The following is a 16,925-nucleotide window of genomic DNA, read 5'->3' as shown; positions in this document are numbered from 1 at the left end:
TTAAAATGCACAACGGGTATAGTCTAAATTTAATCATACAAAAAAGCTCAGTTAATATTAACTGAGCTTTTTTATTATTTTTTATATTTTCTTCATAAAGAATATTATTCAATAATAATGATTTGATTAGAATTAGAAGAAACTTTATACAAAAAGTATTTGAGCATATTTTTTATTTCTTCCGTTTCTTTAATCGGAATTAAGATATTGTGAATCTTTTCTAACGTTTTTATTTGATGATGATATTCGTAATAACCATATCCTTTAAATTCTCCATTCTCAACTAAATAAAATGATTTTTCAATTCCTTTTCGTCCTTTATCAATAATCAAAAAAGTTTCGGAAGGATATTCAGTTGTTTTAATAAAACTTTGAATTCGTTCATTATAAACTTCTTTAGATTCCTCTTTTACACAAGCTCCATTGCATTTATTTACTTTATATTGGAAACAAGATTCATCAGATTTAATTCCCGCATTTACTTGTTGACAAAGATTATAATCATGAACGATTTTCTCTAAAACCTCTTTTGCACGTTCTTTAGTTTTAAATTTCAAAACAGGTTGTGTCTTTCTAACTTTCCCTATTTCTAATCTCGAATAACCACGTTTAGACTCCAAATAATACAATCCAAAAGGATAAACTTTATTCTCAACTAACTTTACGTTATACATTGGTTGATTATTCAAGACCTCGTTATTTTCTTTAATTGCAGCAAGAAAACCACTTCCAGTTTCTTCGAATTTTATAGAACGTGTATAACGTTTCAGCTTATTAGCTTTTAAAGTTTTTGATGTAAAAATTTGATTAATAGATCGTGCAATATTATTGCTTCGACAAATATAAATAAGTTGTTTTCGGCTATTGTATAAATAATAAACCCCGATAGAATTAGGTAAACCTTCAAGCAGTTTCTGATACTTAGAATGTGCTTTTTTAGGTTGTTTTAAACCTGTTTTCTTCGTGATTATTTTTTCCGAATCTTTATCTAACAATAATTTAAACAAAGAAATTGTCGCTCTTGCATCTCCAGAAGCCCTGTGTCTATCTGTCACTACAATTCCAAGCGATTCGCATAATTTTCCTAAAGAATATGAAGGTAATCCTGGAATCAATTTTTCGCTATATTCGAAAGTATCAATCCATTCTTTTTCGTAATTATATCCCAAACGATCGAACTCTTGTTTTAGCATTCTATAATCAAACATTACATTATGTCCAACTAAAATACAATCATCTGTAATCTCAACTATACGTTTTGCTACTTCGTGAAATTTAGGCGCTGTCAACACCATTTTATCCGAAATATGCGTTAACCTTTGTACATATTGATCAATCTTTTTTTCGGGATTAACTAATGATATAAACTGATCGACAATTTCTTTTCCATCATATTTATACACCGCAATCTCTATGATTGACTCTTCCCCCACTTTTCCGCCAGTCGCTTCTATATCTAAAATCGCGTACACGTGCTTATTTTTTTCCTTTTAAAAAATTAGTTAACATTTTCATTCCAAAATCCATCAATTTTCGAGTTGCAGTACGACTTACATCACGCACAACAGGATTATCTGTCCAATTTTTTTCTTTAGGAATACTTCTTGTTGAAGTTGCTTTTGGAACAGGTTTCTCTATATTTTTTTGTTGTTCTAATTTTTGTGATAAAATTTCATTTGCAGATTCACGATCAATATCTGTCGCATATTTTGTCACTAAATCTGAGTTTGAGGTAATCGTATCGATTTCATTTGAAGTCAAGATATCCATTCTCGAATTTGGCGCTCGCATATATGTATAAGCCAAAGGAGTTGGAATACCTTTTTCGTCTAAAGCAGTCACAAAAGCCTCTCCAATCCCTAATTGAGTGATTACTTCACTTGCTTTATAATAGGTAGTTGTCGGATAATTTTCGATAGCTTTTGTTATTTCTTTACGATCTTTCGCAGTAAAACCTCTTAACGCATGTTGAACTTTAAGACCTAATTGACTCAAAACTGCATCAGGAACATCTCCAGGAACTTGCGTTACAAAATATAATCCCACACCTTTTGATCGAATTAATTTTACCATTGTTTCAATTTGATTCAACAAAGCTTTCGTAGCTTCCTTAAAAATCAAATGTGCTTCATCAATAAAAATCACCAATTTCGGTTTATCAGAATCTCCAGATTCAGGGAATTGAGAATAAATTTTATTCAATAAACTCAACATAAAAGTTGAAAATAAATTAGGTTGATTTTGAATATCAATCAAACGAATAATATTTACAATTCCTTTTCCGTCTTTCGTTTTCAATAAATCCTGAACATCAAAACTTGGTTCTCCAAAAAACTTTGTTGCACCTTGCTGTTCTAATGCAACAATTTTGCGCAAAATAGCTCCCAAAGAAGCTGGCGCAATTGTTCCATAATTCGAATTTAATTCAGATTTTCCTTCATCAGAATCTGTCACATATTGCAAAACACGTCGAATATCCTCCAAATCAATCAAAGGTAAATTACGATCTTGACAATATTTGAATATAATTGAAATAATACTTTCTTGTGTTTCATTCAGTTCCAAAATTTTACTGAATAAAATTGGACCAAAATCACTTACAGTTGCACGAAGTTTTGCTCCTGGCTCATCAGAAATAGACAAAAACTCGACAGGAGAAGCTTGCGGATCAAAAGGCAAATTAAGCGATTCCATTCTTTCTTGCGCATTTTTATCTTCCGAATTTGCAGCTGCTCCAATCCCTGATAAATCTCCTTTGATATCCATCAATAATGTTGGAACGCCTTTTAAAGAAAGTTGCTCAGCGATAATCTGCAAAGATTTTGTCTTCCCAGTTCCCGTTGCACCACCAATCAACCCGTGACGATTCATTGTTTTTAGCGCAACTGAAATTTCAGCTTCTTCTACAATTTCGCCATCTAATTTGGCTTTGCCTAAAATTATTTTATCGTTTTTATAAGAATAACGACTTTGTATCTCTTGAATAAAGCTTTCTTTATGGTTCATTTTGATTGATTATTGAATAAATATAGGAAAATATTATTCTGAAATTTTATATTTTACAGCTACTGGATAATGATCCGAGAATTTTTTTCGAATAACATGTGCTTCAACAGGTTTAAATAATTTAGAATGAAATAAATAATCAATTCTAATTGGAAATTTAAATCCATGAAAAGTTGTCCCATTTCCTTTTCCAACTTCGATATAAGAATCCTGAAGATATTTTTTTAACTTCTCATATTCGTACGAAACTGGTGTCGAATTAAGATCCGTTCCCAAAATAACAGGATGACGCGAAGATTTGATATATGGAATAATTGCTTCTAACTGTTTTTGATGTTTTTGCATTCCTTGCACCAATTTCAACTCAACTTTTCGACTCGAAATTTCGGCAGTTCGCGAATCATCAGACTGAATAATTTCTTTCACCATCGCTTTATCAATGTACATTGGCTCAAGATAAACATTGATCACACGAATCGTATCATTTCCCAAATCGATATCAGCATAAGCGGCAAGTCCATTCAATTCTTCATTATCATCAGGTGTTATTTTTTTTGTTTGAATAATAGGATATTTACTATAAATTGTCAATAAACCATAAAATTCTGAATAATAATTTTTGAATTCTTTATTTTTTAGACTTTTCTGTTGACCTTCATATGCCTCTTGAAGCAACATAATATCAGCTTTATTCTTAATCAAAAGCTCTTTTGTTCCTTCTTCTTTAAAACCATGTACATTATATGTCAATACAGATAAATCAGCTTTTTTGTCTTCAACTTTATTGAATTGTATAATTGGATATGAAAGATAAATAGGATAAAATAATCCGGCTGAAAGAACTAAAATTAACAAAAAGTGTCGCCAGCTAAACAGCAACCAATACAGTAAAAACATTGCTCCGAATGCAAATAATATTGGGAAACCGATCGAAATGAAGTTAAAATATGGAATTTCTGTAGGCGTAAAAATTTTATTTAAATAGACACAATAAGCCACCAACAAAAAAACGATATTAATTGTTAGTACTAAACGATTGAAATAATTTAGTTTAAACTTACTGATTATACTCATTTTACCTACCTTCTCTAAACAGAAAGTCTTTTTCTTCTTTGGACAAACTCTCGTAACCTGAACGAGAAATCTTATCTAAAATTTCATCAATTTTTTTTTGTTTTTCAACTTTTTGATGATTAAAATCGTAATCATCTTTCGGAACATTTGATCGCGAAGAAGTTGAAGAAGTATTTTTATATGTTTTGAAAGTTGATTTCTCTTTTTTCTTAAATAACTGCTCTATTTTGAAAATAAAGTTACCTAAAAAATCATTTCCTCTCTCAAATTGTTTCATATAAAGATAACCAAAAATAGCACCTCCCAAATGCGAAATACTTCCGCCCGCATTTTGATTAGCAATAATATTATACACATCGAATGCAATAAATACATAACCAATATACAACAAAGGAAATGAAGTTGGAATCAATAACAAACGAACAGGCATTTTCGGATTATACGAAATCATAGCAAAAAAAACTGCATAAACCGCTGCCGAAGCACCAACTAATAAATGTGAATAATTGAAAACATTCTGAAACAATAAAAAGAAAACTCCGCCAGTGATCCCTCCAAAAATATAGAATGTAACTAAATTTCGGTTTTGAAATTGTTGCAAAAACATTTGTCCAACAAAATACAACAAAACCATATTCATTATCAAATGAAAAAGATTGCCATGTAACCAAGAATATGTTAGGATTTGCCAAGGTCTCACAATTAAATCATTGAAAGATGACAACGCAAACAAACCAGTTGTTGTAATCGTAGAATTTGCTACCGTTCGAAGAACAAAATCAACAATTAACAATGTAAAAAACACCACAACGTTAACGTAAATTAACTTTGTTGCACTATTTCCTGATGAATATTTTAATTTTAAATCGTCTAAGATATTATTTGCCATTTCTTAATTCCATCTATATAAATTCTTTTTCCAATGTCTTGTTAACAAGAAACCAATCAATCCACCTCCTAAATGCGCAAAATGTGCTACATTTCCGATATTTTGATATCCCATATAAAACTCAATTAACACCATTATTGGAATAAAATATTTTGCTTTAATTGGCACTGGGAAAAAGATTAACATTAATTTTTCGTCTGGATATAAAACCGCGAAAGCCAATAACAAACCATAAATCGCACCAGAAGCACCAACCATTGGTGTTACATAATTTGTCAAAAGTTCTGACGCAGCTTGGTTAGTTTGAATAATTGAATTCGTATGATATCCACCTTGCATATTTAATTTTGCAGCTTCATAAATTTGACTAAAACCTATTCCTTGCGTTTGAACAGCATCTTTTAACTGCTCTATTTGAAAGTAATTAACTGCATTAAACAATATAAAACCGCCTAAACCAGCTAACAAATAAAGCGTCAAGAATTTTTTTGGTCCAAAAGTTTGTTCAACCACAGAACCAAACATCCACAATGCAAACATGTTAAACAAAATATGTGAAAAGTCGGCATGCATAAACATATGCGTCAAAATTTGCCAAAATTTGAAGTTGGGAGATTCTGGATAAAAAGCACCTAAAATCACTCTCAAATCGATTTGTCTAGTCTGCATAAAAACAAATGTTGCAAAAAAGAACAAACCGTTTATAATAAGTAAATTCTTTGTAATCGGTGGTATAGATTGTCTCATTCGTTTATTGTAATGTTTTTTTGATATCAGCCGTATTCATCTGCACAAAAATTGGGCGTCCGTATGGCGTAAAATTCGGATTTGGTAGTCTTAACAATTCTTCGACCAAAGTTTGCATTTGTTCAGATTTTAATGAAACTCCTTTTTTAACAGCCGCATTTTTTGCTAAAATTTTTGCAAACGTATTTTCTAATTCAATTGATTCTTGGTATTCTAATTCCTCGATAAAATCCATAAAAACAGATACAACATCCTCTTGTTGCACATCAACAGGGATTGCATTAATCTGTATTGCTTCTTCATCCAACGATATATCAAAACCAAAACTCAACAATTGATGTTCTACATTGATTAATTTCTGACGATCATTTGGCGAAAGTTCCAACTCAATCGGGAAAAGCATTTGTTGTACCAATGCACTTCCATTATTTGAATGTATAAATTTTTCGAATAATATTTTTTGATGCGCGCGATGTTGATCGATGATTAACAATTCGCCACGGTATTCAACAACCAAATATTGATTCATCCATTGAATTACTTCAAAACTATCATGAAAATCTTCAGATTCAAATAATTGATGCGCATGATTATTTTCAATTTCTAACTCAACAGCATCTTTATAAAAATCCATATTCGCACGAATATCAGATGGTTTCGGCGCTCTTGTTTGTTGATGCTCGAAAGGATTAAAACTAGAATCTACCGTAATTTCTGGCATTTTAATTTCTGTATCTTCTGTCGCAGACGGAATAAAAGCCCAGTTTGGATCTTGTTCAAAATCCAACGAAGGAATTACATTAAATTGTCCCAAAGCGTGTTTTACAGCAGCTCTAAGAATAGTAAAAATCAATGCTTCATCCTCAAATTTAATTTCTGTTTTAGTTGGATGAATGTTAATATCAATTTTTGACGGATCAATTTCTAAATACAAAAAATAAGAAGGACTATACCCCGTTGGCAACAAACTCTCAAAAGCATCTACGATTGCATTATGCAAATATCCGCTACGAATAAAGCGATTATTCACAAAGAAAAATTGCTCGCCACGCGATTTTTTTGCTGCATCTGGTTTTCCAACAAAACCTTTTACTTTTACAATTTCTGTATCTTCTTCAACGGATATAATTTGTGAACTTAATTTTTTTCCAAAAATTTGAGCAATACGTTGTTTCAGATTTCCGGCTTTCAAATGATAAACCTCTGCATCATTGTGATGTAAAAAGAAACTAATGTTTTCGTGCGCCATCGAAACACGTTGAAACTCATCTTGAATATGACGAAATTCAACTTGATTTGATTTTAAGAAATTACGACGAGCAGGTACATTATAGAAAAGATTTTTTACCGAAATAGACGTTCCAACTGGACAAACAACCGGATCTTGGTTACGAACTTCTCCACCTTCAATCACCAATTGCGAACCAACCTCATCATCTTCTCGACGCGTTTTCGTTTCTACTTGCGCAACCGCAGCAATCGATGCCAAAGCCTCTCCACGAAAACCTTTTGTATGAATATTATAGATATCCTCTGTCTTTCTGATTTTTGAAGTAGCGTGACGTTCAAAAGCCATTCGAACATCTGTCACACTCATTCCCGAACCATTATCAATCACTTGAATCAAGCTTCTGCCAGCATCTTTTACAATCACCTGAATAGAAGTCGCGCCAGAATCCACCGCATTTTCAATCAATTCTTTTATGACAGAAGCTGGTCGTTGTACAACTTCTCCTGCGGCAATTTGATTGGCTACATGATCTGGCAGTAATTGAATAATATCGTTCATCCTTTCGTATAAATTGATTTAATTTTGACTATTTTTTTAATCAAACTTTACAAATATACAAACAAATCTCTCTTTTGACCTTATTCTCTACAAGTGAAACTTATCAACAATTTTTGAAGTTTTAAGTTTTAAGTTTTAAGTTTTAACTTTTGAATAATAAATTCATAATTTTAAGCAATAAAAAAGGTAGACAAATGCCTACCTATTTTTTTTATATTTCATTGATATTGTTCTAATTCATCTTTTAAGTCCCTAGCGAATTCTTCTAAACTAACGACAAAACCAGTTTTATCTGTAGGAAAAACATTTATCAATAAATTATTTTCATCAATATAATAGAAAAGAGTTTCTTCGAAATCATCTAAAGTCAATTTCAATATTTGGCAATTTTCCCAACCATCATTTTTTGTTAATTCAGCAAATACTTTCGCTGACCAAATTGGAAATATTTTTTTATCATTAATTATAGAAATAGCATAATTACCATCAGGAAAAATCATTATATAAGCAATTTCCCCGTCAGCAATTTTTCGAATAAATATTGATAGCGCTCAAAAGGATTTAACTTTAATATATTTTCTATTTCTTTTGGATGCATGTTAATTCTCTTTCAAAACAGCTTTCATTTCATCAAATTCTTTGTCAATTTCTTTATTAGGTTTTTGAGTCATTAACGAAACGACATAAATTGCGATAACCGAAGATAAAAACCCAGGTATCATTTCATACCAATCTTTGTAATCGTGATTTACATAAACCCAAGCTAAGACAACAATTCCTCCTGTTAACATACCTGCTAAAGCTCCTTGCCAAGAAGTTTTTTTCCAAAAAAGAGAGAAAACGATTACTGGTCCAAATGCAGATCCAAATCCTGCCCAAGCATTTCCAACTAAATTTAGAATAGAATCTTTTGGTGTTAATGACAACAACACCGCGATTAATGCTACAATTAAAACCGATAAACGACTTGCTGTTAATAACTGTTTTGGTGTTGCTTTTTTATTTAAAAATGCTTTGTAAATATCTTCTGTTAACGAACTTGATGTAACTAAAAGCTGAGAAGAAATGGTGCTCATTACAGCAGCTAAAATTGCTGACAATAAGAATCCTCCGATCAATGGATGGAATAATACACGCGAAAAATAGATGAACACTGTTTCTGCATCTGTTTTAGAACCATCAAAAAGTTGCATCGTTGATTGATCAAACTTCATCAAATAAGCAATTCCAACCAAACCTACTAATAATGCTCCACCAACAGTAAAGATCATCCATGTTATTCCAATATTTCTTGCTTTCGGAATATCTGACACTTTACCAATTGCCATAAAGCGAACAAGAATATGTGGTTGACCACAATAACCTAAACCCCAAGCCATCAAAGATAAAATCCCAATAGTAGTTGTCCCTTCAAATAGATCTAAATAATTATCACCTTTCGTATTAATTAATGAAAAAGTTTCTTCTACTCCACCAATTTCAGCAATAGCAACTATTGGCACAATAACCAAAGCCAACACCATAATTGTTCCTTGAATAAAATCTGTTAAACTAACAGCCAAAAATCCACCCAAAAAAGTATACAGAACAACAACAAAACTTGTCATCCAAATTCCTGTCATATAATCCATATGAAAAGCAGATTCAAACAATTTCCCTCCAGAAACCATTCCAGCAGATGTATACAAAGTAAAAAACACCAAAATAAAAATAGATGAAACAATACGTAATAAACGTGTTTTATCCTTGAACCTATTTTCGAAATAGACAGGAATTGTAATCGAATTATTGGCAACTTCAGTATAAACTCTAAGGCGTGGCGCAACAAAAACATAATTAAGAAAAGCACCAATTGTTAAACCTATTGCAATCCATGCACTCGATAAACCTGTGAAATACATTGCTCCAGGAACTCCCATCAGCAACCAACCACTCATATCAGCAGCACCTGCAGAAAGTGCCGTAACAGCAGCTCCCATTTTCCGTCCTCCAATCAAAAATTCTTCAGAATTGCTTGTCGACTTTCGGTAAGAATAAATTCCAATTCCAATCATCAAAGCCATATACGCACCTATAGAAATATACTCGTAAAAGTTCATGTGTTTAATTTTTATCGAAAATATAATTTTTCATCCACAAAAAATAAACGAACTTTAAATTTCTAAATAATTACGGATGAGTTTTCAACAAAATAACCTCAAAAATGCAACAAGCCCTTATTTAAAACAGCATGAAAACAATCCTGTTTGGTGGCAAAGTTGGAGCGACCAAGTTTTGAATCATGCACAAGAAATCAACAAACCTCTGCTTATTTCAATTGGTTATTCAGCTTGTCATTGGTGTCACGTCATGGAACACCAATCTTTTGAAGACGAAACAGTCGCTAAATTAATGAACAAGTATTTTGTATGCATTAAAATCGACCGTGAAGAACGCCCTGACTTAGATGCTTTGTACATGAATGTTTCGCAAATAATTCATCCATCTGGTGGTTGGCCGCTGAATGTTTTTGCTTTGCCTGATGGTCATCCTTTTTATGGCGGAACTTATTTCCCAAAAGTTCAATGGATTGAATTATTAGAAAATATTAATCATTTGTATCATCACAATAAAGCTAAAACAATGGAATATGTCAACTCTATTGCTGATGGTTTACACAAAATGGAAACGATTGAATTGAAATCTGAACATTTTTTTTCGAAAGAAAAAATCGACGAAACATTCGAATTTTGGAGACAACAATTTGATGACGAATGGGGCGGTTTTAATCGTGCACCAAAATTTATGTTACCAAATGCTTGGGAGACTATTTTACGTTATGGAATTCAAACTAAAAACGAAAACTGTTTAATTCAAACCAAAATAACATTAGACAGAATGGCTTTTGGAGGAATTTACGATCAATTGAAAGGAGGTTTTTCGCGATATTCAGTCGATCCGTATTGGAAAGTTCCACATTTCGAAAAAATGCTTTACGACAATGGACAACTGCTTTCTCTATACTCAAATGCTTATCGAGTTTTCAACGAAAAAGAATATGAAAATATAGTAAAAGAAACCATCAATTGGCTAAAAGATGAAATGCTTTCGCCAGAAAATGTTTTTTATGCTGCTATTGATGCTGATTCTGAAGGTGAAGAAGGAAAATATTATGTTTGGAAATCGGATGAATTGAAAACAATTTTGAAAAATGATTTTGACTTATTTCAGCAATATTACAATGTTGATGAATTTGGTGAATGGGAACAAAGCAATAATATTTTAATGCGGTTGACAGATGACGAAGATTTTGCATCTAAACAGAATATTACAACAATAGAACTTCAAACCAAAGTTTCTGAATGGAAAAAAATCCTTAATCAAATTCGTGAACAACGTATAAAACCTCATCGTGACGAAAAAGTTTTAACTTCTTGGAATGCGCTAACCATAAAAGGTTTGTGCGATGCATTTATCACTTTTGAAATTCCTGAATATCTTGATTTAGCCGAAAACGCAATTCATTTTATTTTAGAAAATCAACGGAAAAACGAAACATTATTCCGAAATTATAAAGATAAACAAACGACAATTCCAGGATTTTTAGATGATTATGCGTTGATGATTGAAGCATTAATTAAGCTTTTTGAAATCACATCCGAGATAAAATATTTGGAAACCGCTCAAACATTAACAGAGGAAACATTTAATCAATTTTACAATCACAAAAATAAAATGTTTGCTTACAAGTCGCATTATGACACACCTTTGGTGAATGAAACATTTGAGATTTATGATAATGTTATTTCTTCTTCAAATTCTGTCATGGCAACTAATTTATTCAAATTAGGAAAAATTTTAAATGAAGAAAAATACATCGAACAAGCCAAGCAAATGTTAACGAATATTGATGAAAAAATTCACGATTATCCAACTGGTTTTGCAAATTGGATTCAGTTGTATTTAAATTTCAGTTATCCGTTCAAAGAAATTGTTATCGTTGGTAATGAAGCTCAAAAATATTCGAAACAAATCCAACAATGTTATGTACCGAATGCGATTTTTGTTGCTTCAGAAACAGAACAATTAGAGATTACTAAAAATAGATTGATTGAAAATAAAACATCCATTCATATTTGCGAAAATTATGCATGTCAATTACCAATTTTTTCTATTGAAGAAGCCTATAAAAATTTATAAACCATGGAAAAAACACGTTGCGCTTGGGTAAATAAAGACCAAGATTACATCGATTATCACGATAACGAATGGGGAAAACCTGTAAAAGATGATAAAATTTTATTCGAATTTCTGATTCTCGAATCTTTTCAAGCTGGATTAAGTTGGTTTACAATTCTTAAAAAACGAGAAAATTTCAGAGAAGCTTTTGCGAATTTTGATGTTGAAAAAGTAGCCAAATTTGATAAAACTAAAATTGATGAATTGGTTAAAAATGAAGGAATTATACGGCATAAAGGAAAAATTTCAGCAGCAATTAATAATGCAAAATTATTTATAGAAATTCAGAAAGAATTTGGTTCTTTTTCCAATTTCATCTGGAAATACGTTGATTACAAACCGATTATAAATAACTGGAATTCTATAAAAGAAGTTCCTGCAACCACAGAAATTTCGGACAAAATTGCAAAAGATTTGAAAAAAAGAGGTTTTAAATTCTTTGGTTCAACAACAATTTATGCGCACATGCAAGCGACCGGAATGGTTAACGATCATACCAACGATTGCTTTTGTAAATAAATTATGTTTGTAAAAACAGCTAACTTTCGCATCTTTGCGCAAATTTAGCACATGAAAATCGAATTAAAATATTGGATTATCCTCGGTATTTTAGCTTTAACTTGGGGAAGTTCTTTTATACTAATCAAACAAGGATTGGTTTCTTACACACCCTATCAAGTAGGCGCTTTACGTCTATCTATCGCAGGAGGAATTTTAGCCATTTGGGGAATTCCAAGTTTATTTAAGATTCCAAAAAACAAATTAAAATACGTTGCATTGGCTGGTTTCTGTGGAAATTTTATTCCAATGTTTTTATTCCCAATGGCTCAAACGCACGTTTCAAGCTCGATGGCTGGAATTTTAGATTCGTTGGTTCCTTTATTTATCTTGTTATTTGGCGCTTTGTTTTTTAACATAAAAGGAACTAAAAATCAAATAATTGGTGCGTTGATCGGTTTTTTAGGAGCTGTTCTATTAATTAGTGGAGATAGTTTTTCAGGTGAAAACAGTTTATTACATTGTTTATTAATTGTATTAGCAACTGCTTTGTATGGACTAAATAGTTTGATTTTAACTCGCTATTTAAACGATGTACCATCATTCCAATTGTCATCAGCATTATTTACAATCTGGTTATTACCTTCTATTGTAATCTTATTTTTATCCGGTTTTTTCACTGACTTTGTTGGTACACCTCAACAATTAGAAAGTTTGGGATATGTCGCCATATTAGGCTTAATTGGGACTGCATTAGCAATGATTTTATTCTACAAATTAATCCAAGCCACTGGCTCGATGTTCTCCTCAATGGTCACCTATTTGATGCCGATTGTTTCTGTTTTTTGGGGATTTTTAGTTGGAGAACAAATCACATTCATGCATTTATTTGGCTTTGCTATGATATTATCAGGTGTGTATTTGACGCAGAAACCAAACAAAAAACAAATCGAAACCATTTAACGGTACTATACGATCAATCCTCATTCATTGGAATGAGGATTTTTTATGCGCATTCATTTCATAGGAGAACTTTACTTAAAGCAAGACAAGAGCATCACCGAAGAAAGACAAGAGAAACCTCCTGATTGAGGCGAAGTTGAGGCGGTACAAAGGCAGCATAGAGGTAGCATAAAGGCGGCATAGAAGCGTCATAGAACCGATACTGAACAATGGCCGTGAAAGAAAATAAAGTGGCCTAAAGAGGGGTTGAAATTACGGATTTAAAAATACGATTTTTCGCTAAAAATTCCGAATCCTTCCTTTCTTCTTTTAGGTATCCCATACAAAAAACCACTACTGGAACTTTGTTCCAACAGTGTCTTTTTGAATGCGTTAATTATATTGTACACCTATTGCATATAAGGTTTTAAAGCTGTTGCTAATATTCTGGTAAACTCATCCGCCCCTTTATCGTTTAAATGGGTGGTATTGTAAAACCATTTTTGTTGATAACTGATCGAATCAGTCGAATAATCTAATAACGGAAGATGATGCTTTTGTAATGTTGTTTGATAACGATTAATCACTTCTTCTCGATTCAACATATAATCTTGACCTTTGTAAAATTCGGGTGCAATTGTAAAAATAAGCTGAATATTTTCTTGCTCACATTTCGCAATTAATTCTTCTAATAAAGTATAATCTGAGAAGTCAAAATCAGAGTTTTTCTTTTTCATTTTTTCCCAATCAACATTCCATTTTCGGTTATATGATTTGAAACCATCATCACGAAAAAGTCCGTCTTTATGCAATTTTTCTTTCTTAGCCCTTACAATTTGATCTTTCCAATACGTTTGATCTCTGTAACGATAAAGCGGTACAATAAAATCAACCAATTTCGTATCTTTATATTCTTTTAATGCACCATAAAGTTTAAAATTCCATAACATAAATGGCGCATATTGATTTGGCTGAAAAACTTCATCAATGTGTGAAAACGAAAAAGTATCTAAATTCCAAACAACTATTTTTGGTTTTGGATTATGATTCAAATACAAATTGAAACGATACAATTGCATTTTGAATTTACTTCCGTTTAATCCAAAATTATGCGTGGTCAGTTTTAAATCTTGTTCTAAAATATTCGGATTAATTTGAATAAATGCTCGAGAAGAACCAAAAATAGCCAATTCAACCTTCGTTTTTCCTTCTCTTATTTGATTCCATTCTTGCACTTCTCCGCTAAACAAAGCCATTTTTTTGAGTTGATTCGAATAATAGACATCAACCAAAACTAATGCAATGAAAGCTGAAAATAGCGTTATGAAAAAGTATTTTAGAAATTTCATTTTCTCAACATTTCGATATGCGGAATATCGTCTTCTAAATATTCTTCCGAAACTTGCTCGAAGCCAAACGAAGAATAAAATTCTTTCAAATAAGATTGAGCAGAAATTCGGATTGAAGACGTTTTAAATTGATTTTCAATGATTTGAACCGAATTTTTCATCAATTGTTTCCCTAATCCATAACGACGAAACTTTTGATTCGAAATTACACGACCAATTGAAGGTTCGTTTTCGTATGAAGTTCCTTTCGGAACAATTCGAGAATACGCTGCAACCTCATCGCCAATCGTTGCCCAAAGATGTCCACAAACCAAATCCTTATCATCGCAATCTTGGTAAATACAATTTTGTTCAATCACAAAAACTTCGTTACGCAATTGCACTATTTTATATAGCTCTTTCGATGTTAAATCGTCAAAAGATTTATAATGCCAAATAACCTTTTCCATCTATTAATCTAATTTTGAATATTTTGCAATAATATTTTCGAACATTTTTTGAGGTAAAATATTTTTCAAGATTACCGAAAATTTCTGCATCGATTTTCCAATATAATAATGTGGTTTCAAATTCTTCTGAGCCAAAATATTTTCAATAATCGGAATCAAATCTTCTGTTGGCGTACCATCTTGCACTTCGTGATCGATATCAGCAACCATTGCATCATATCTTTTTTGATAAAATTTTGACACAAAAGTTTTCACACGACCTTCTGCAATATTGGTTTTGATATCTCCAAAATTCAACGTAGCAATTTCTACTCCTGTGTGACGATTTTCCAAACGAGCCGATTCAATCAAACGATCAATCATCGCCTTCGAAGCCGAATAATATCCTCTAAAAGGCAAACCATTGTTACTCGCAATCGACGAAACATTCAGGATATAACCGTTTTTTTGCGCGCGCATTGTAGGCAAAACTTCTTGCATTGTATAAATTGGACCATAGACGTTAACCTCCAATAATTTCTCGATATCAGCTTTCGAAGCATCTTCCACAGCGCCTAACATTCCAATTCCGGCATTGTTAATCAACACATCAATTTGGTTATTTGTTTCCGAAAAAATCTGCTGAAAACTACGTTTTACATTTTCTTTATCCGAAACATCTGTCGCAATATGTTTAAATTTTTCTTGACCTTTAGCTGTTCTTGATAAACCATAAACTTGATGTCCTTTATCGTGAAAATAATTTGCCAAAGTCAATCCTACCCCCGAAGAAGAACCTGTAATTACAATAACTTTTGATTGCATGATTCGATTAATTTAAACGCAAAACTACGTAATATCAGACAAATATTGGTAGATAAATAATTTTTTGAATGGTTACTAGAAGATTCTCTAAATTTGTGCGTTAATTATCAAAAGATTTCAATTGAATCCAAAAACTAAAAAATATATTATAACAGGAATTAAATTAACGATTAGTATTGCGTTAATCTATTATATCTTCTTTGTTAAACTACATATTTTTGATATTTTCAGTCATTACAAAAATGCGAATTGGGCGTATATTTTTATTGCTGTTATCCTTTATGTACTTTCGCAAGCATTGTCTGTTTTTCGTTTAGACTATTATTTTCGGGACATCAATCTTGATTTATCATATAAATCAAATGCACGTTTGTATTTTTTAGGAATGTTTTACAATACCTTTGTTCCAGGTGGAATTGGTGGAGATGCATACAAAGTTTATGTGTTGAATAAAAACTATAAAATCAGTCTAAAAGAAATTTCGCAAGCGGTTTTTCTTGACAAAATTATTGGACTTTGCGCAATGTTGTTAATCATCATTTTTCTAATATTTTTCTCAAATTTGACAGATTACCCTTGGATACAATATGGTTCTTTAATCTTTTCATTGGTTGGTTTTGTAGCTGTTCCATTTATTTTAGGAATCATTTTCCCTATTCATAAAAGAACTTTTTACAACTCGATGATTTATTCGATTGTATTACAATTGATACAAGTTGGTATGTTGTATTTTGTTTTGGAAGGATTGAATATTCATCCAGACAATTTCAGTATATATTTATTGATCTTTTTAGTATCAGGAATTTTATCGATTATCTCATTTAGTGGATTTGGAATAAGAGAAGCAGTGTTTATGTATGCTGCACATCGATTCAATTTTGATGAAACTTTAGCTACAAGTGCTGCATTTATTTTCTCTATCATCACCATTTCGATCTCATTTATTGGGATTATTTACCTATTTAAAGGCGTTAAAATTGAAGAAAAAAAGAAAAAGACGAATATTTCTTTTTAAAATCTAAAAAATTATTTCTTTGAAATGAAAAGAGTTAACTCCTAACATTAAATTTTATTTAATTTTTTTCATTTTAACTATTTGGATTATTCAAAAACAGCCCTATATTTGCAATCCAATTACGAAGGTCTCTTAGCTCAGTTGG

15 protein-coding genes are annotated in these 16,925 nt (G+C 31.6%); 4 read left to right on the top strand and 11 right to left on the bottom strand.

Annotated features, from left to right (window positions below; all coding sequences use genetic code 11):
- Positions 1-104 precede the first annotated feature (104 nt).
- The 8 genes from B3I31_RS12255 to putP form a co-directional block, all read right to left on the bottom strand.
- Positions 105-1,472, bottom strand: a complete 1,368-nt coding sequence (locus tag B3I31_RS12255) for an exonuclease domain-containing protein (protein ID WP_280045288.1) — start codon at positions 1,470-1,472, stop codon at positions 105-107.
- Positions 1,473-1,476: 4 nt separating this feature from the next.
- Positions 1,477-3,006 carry a helicase HerA-like domain-containing protein gene (locus B3I31_RS12250; RefSeq protein ID WP_286494688.1) on the bottom strand — a complete coding sequence of 510 codons (1,530 nt, stop codon included), beginning with the start codon at positions 3,004-3,006 and terminating at the stop codon, positions 1,477-1,479.
- Between the two features lie 33 nt (positions 3,007-3,039).
- Positions 3,040-4,080 (bottom strand): endonuclease/exonuclease/phosphatase family protein, encoded by a 1,041-nt coding sequence (locus B3I31_RS12245; RefSeq protein ID WP_286494689.1) that lies wholly within the window; start codon positions 4,078-4,080, stop codon positions 3,040-3,042.
- Position 4,081: 1 nt separating this feature from the next.
- Entirely contained in the window at positions 4,082-4,969 is an 888-nt protein-coding gene (locus tag B3I31_RS12240; protein ID WP_286494690.1) for a rhomboid family intramembrane serine protease, read from the bottom strand.
- A 3-nt stretch (positions 4,970-4,972) separates the two neighbouring features.
- The gene (locus B3I31_RS12235; protein ID WP_286494691.1) at positions 4,973-5,638 is read right to left on the bottom strand and encodes a rhomboid family intramembrane serine protease; all 666 of its coding nucleotides are present in this window, start codon (positions 5,636-5,638) and stop codon (positions 4,973-4,975) included.
- A gap of 82 nt (positions 5,639-5,720) precedes the next feature.
- The gene (mutL, locus tag B3I31_RS12230; protein ID WP_286494692.1) at positions 5,721-7,505 is read right to left on the bottom strand and encodes a DNA mismatch repair endonuclease MutL; all 1,785 of its coding nucleotides are present in this window, start codon (positions 7,503-7,505) and stop codon (positions 5,721-5,723) included.
- 218 nt (positions 7,506-7,723) lie between these two features.
- The gene (locus B3I31_RS12225) at positions 7,724-8,005 is read right to left on the bottom strand and encodes a DUF2750 domain-containing protein (RefSeq protein WP_286494693.1); all 282 of its coding nucleotides are present in this window, start codon (positions 8,003-8,005) and stop codon (positions 7,724-7,726) included.
- A 99-nt stretch (positions 8,006-8,104) separates the two neighbouring features.
- Positions 8,105-9,604: a sodium/proline symporter PutP gene (putP, locus tag B3I31_RS12220; protein WP_286494694.1), complete on the bottom strand. Its 1,500-nt coding sequence runs from the start codon at positions 9,602-9,604 to the stop codon at positions 8,105-8,107.
- A gap of 76 nt (positions 9,605-9,680) precedes the next feature.
- Between putP and B3I31_RS12215 the strand changes: the two genes are divergently transcribed.
- The 3 genes from B3I31_RS12215 to B3I31_RS12205 are packed head-to-tail and all read left to right on the top strand — an operon-like array spanning position 9,681 to position 13,184.
- Positions 9,681-11,684: a thioredoxin domain-containing protein gene (locus B3I31_RS12215; RefSeq protein ID WP_286494695.1), complete on the top strand. Its 2,004-nt coding sequence runs from the start codon at positions 9,681-9,683 to the stop codon at positions 11,682-11,684.
- 3 nt (positions 11,685-11,687) lie between these two features.
- The gene (locus B3I31_RS12210) at positions 11,688-12,242 is read left to right on the top strand and encodes a DNA-3-methyladenine glycosylase I (RefSeq protein WP_286494696.1); all 555 of its coding nucleotides are present in this window, start codon (positions 11,688-11,690) and stop codon (positions 12,240-12,242) included.
- A gap of 51 nt (positions 12,243-12,293) precedes the next feature.
- The gene (locus B3I31_RS12205) at positions 12,294-13,184 is read left to right on the top strand and encodes a DMT family transporter (protein WP_286494697.1); all 891 of its coding nucleotides are present in this window, start codon (positions 12,294-12,296) and stop codon (positions 13,182-13,184) included.
- 389 nt (positions 13,185-13,573) lie between these two features.
- On the opposite strand, the gene B3I31_RS12200 is transcribed toward B3I31_RS12205, so the two are convergent.
- The 3 genes from B3I31_RS12200 to B3I31_RS12190 are packed head-to-tail and all read right to left on the bottom strand — an operon-like array spanning position 13,574 to position 15,765.
- Positions 13,574-14,512 (bottom strand): hypothetical protein, encoded by a 939-nt coding sequence (locus B3I31_RS12200; protein WP_286494698.1) that lies wholly within the window; start codon positions 14,510-14,512, stop codon positions 13,574-13,576.
- Entirely contained in the window at positions 14,509-14,961 is a 453-nt protein-coding gene (locus B3I31_RS12195; RefSeq protein ID WP_286494699.1) for a GNAT family N-acetyltransferase, read from the bottom strand. The genes B3I31_RS12200 and B3I31_RS12195 overlap by 4 nt, the downstream gene beginning before the upstream one ends.
- Before the next feature lie 3 nt (positions 14,962-14,964).
- On the bottom strand, positions 14,965-15,765 hold the full coding sequence (locus B3I31_RS12190) for an SDR family NAD(P)-dependent oxidoreductase (protein WP_125348676.1): 801 nt from the start codon (positions 15,763-15,765) through the stop codon (positions 14,965-14,967).
- Between the two features lie 121 nt (positions 15,766-15,886).
- Between B3I31_RS12190 and B3I31_RS12185 the strand changes: the two genes are divergently transcribed.
- Complete coding sequence (locus B3I31_RS12185) at positions 15,887-16,780, top strand: lysylphosphatidylglycerol synthase transmembrane domain-containing protein (protein ID WP_286494700.1); 894 nt, start codon at positions 15,887-15,889, stop codon at positions 16,778-16,780.
- The last annotated feature ends 145 nt before the right edge of the window (positions 16,781-16,925 follow it).

Source organism: Empedobacter sp. UBA3475, from assembly GCF_002378465.1.
In the GTDB taxonomy this organism is placed as follows: Bacteria; Bacteroidota; Bacteroidia; order Flavobacteriales; family Weeksellaceae; genus Empedobacter; species Empedobacter falsenii_B.
The sequence above is the reverse complement of the archived record's forward strand: the minus strand, read 5'-3'. Positions and strand labels throughout refer to the sequence as shown.

Bases quoted from the DNA above. Each gene is read 5' to 3' on its own strand.
- B3I31_RS12250 (WP_286494688.1), bottom strand. From the start codon at position 3,006: ATGAACCATAAAGAAAGCTTTATTCAAGAGATACAAAGTCGTTATTCT.
- B3I31_RS12245 (WP_286494689.1), bottom strand. From the start codon at position 4,080: ATGAGTATAATCAGTAAGTTTAAACTAAATTATTTCAATCGTTTAGTA.
- B3I31_RS12240 (WP_286494690.1), bottom strand. From the start codon at position 4,969: ATGGCAAATAATATCTTAGACGATTTAAAATTAAAATATTCATCAGGA.
- B3I31_RS12235 (WP_286494691.1), bottom strand. From the start codon at position 5,638: ATGCAGACTAGACAAATCGATTTGAGAGTGATTTTAGGTGCTTTTTAT.
- mutL (WP_286494692.1), bottom strand. From the start codon at position 7,505: ATGAACGATATTATTCAATTACTGCCAGATCATGTAGCCAATCAAATT.
- B3I31_RS12225 (WP_286494693.1), bottom strand. From the start codon at position 8,005: ATGATTTTTCCTGATGGTAATTATGCTATTTCTATAATTAATGATAAA.
- putP (WP_286494694.1), bottom strand. From the start codon at position 9,604: ATGAACTTTTACGAGTATATTTCTATAGGTGCGTATATGGCTTTGATG.
- B3I31_RS12215 (WP_286494695.1), top strand. From the start codon at position 9,681: ATGAGTTTTCAACAAAATAACCTCAAAAATGCAACAAGCCCTTATTTA.
- B3I31_RS12210 (WP_286494696.1), top strand. From the start codon at position 11,688: ATGGAAAAAACACGTTGCGCTTGGGTAAATAAAGACCAAGATTACATC.
- B3I31_RS12205 (WP_286494697.1), top strand. From the start codon at position 12,294: ATGAAAATCGAATTAAAATATTGGATTATCCTCGGTATTTTAGCTTTA.
- B3I31_RS12200 (WP_286494698.1), bottom strand. From the start codon at position 14,512: ATGAAATTTCTAAAATACTTTTTCATAACGCTATTTTCAGCTTTCATT.
- B3I31_RS12195 (WP_286494699.1), bottom strand. From the start codon at position 14,961: ATGGAAAAGGTTATTTGGCATTATAAATCTTTTGACGATTTAACATCG.
- B3I31_RS12190 (WP_125348676.1), bottom strand. From the start codon at position 15,765: ATGCAATCAAAAGTTATTGTAATTACAGGTTCTTCTTCGGGGGTAGGA.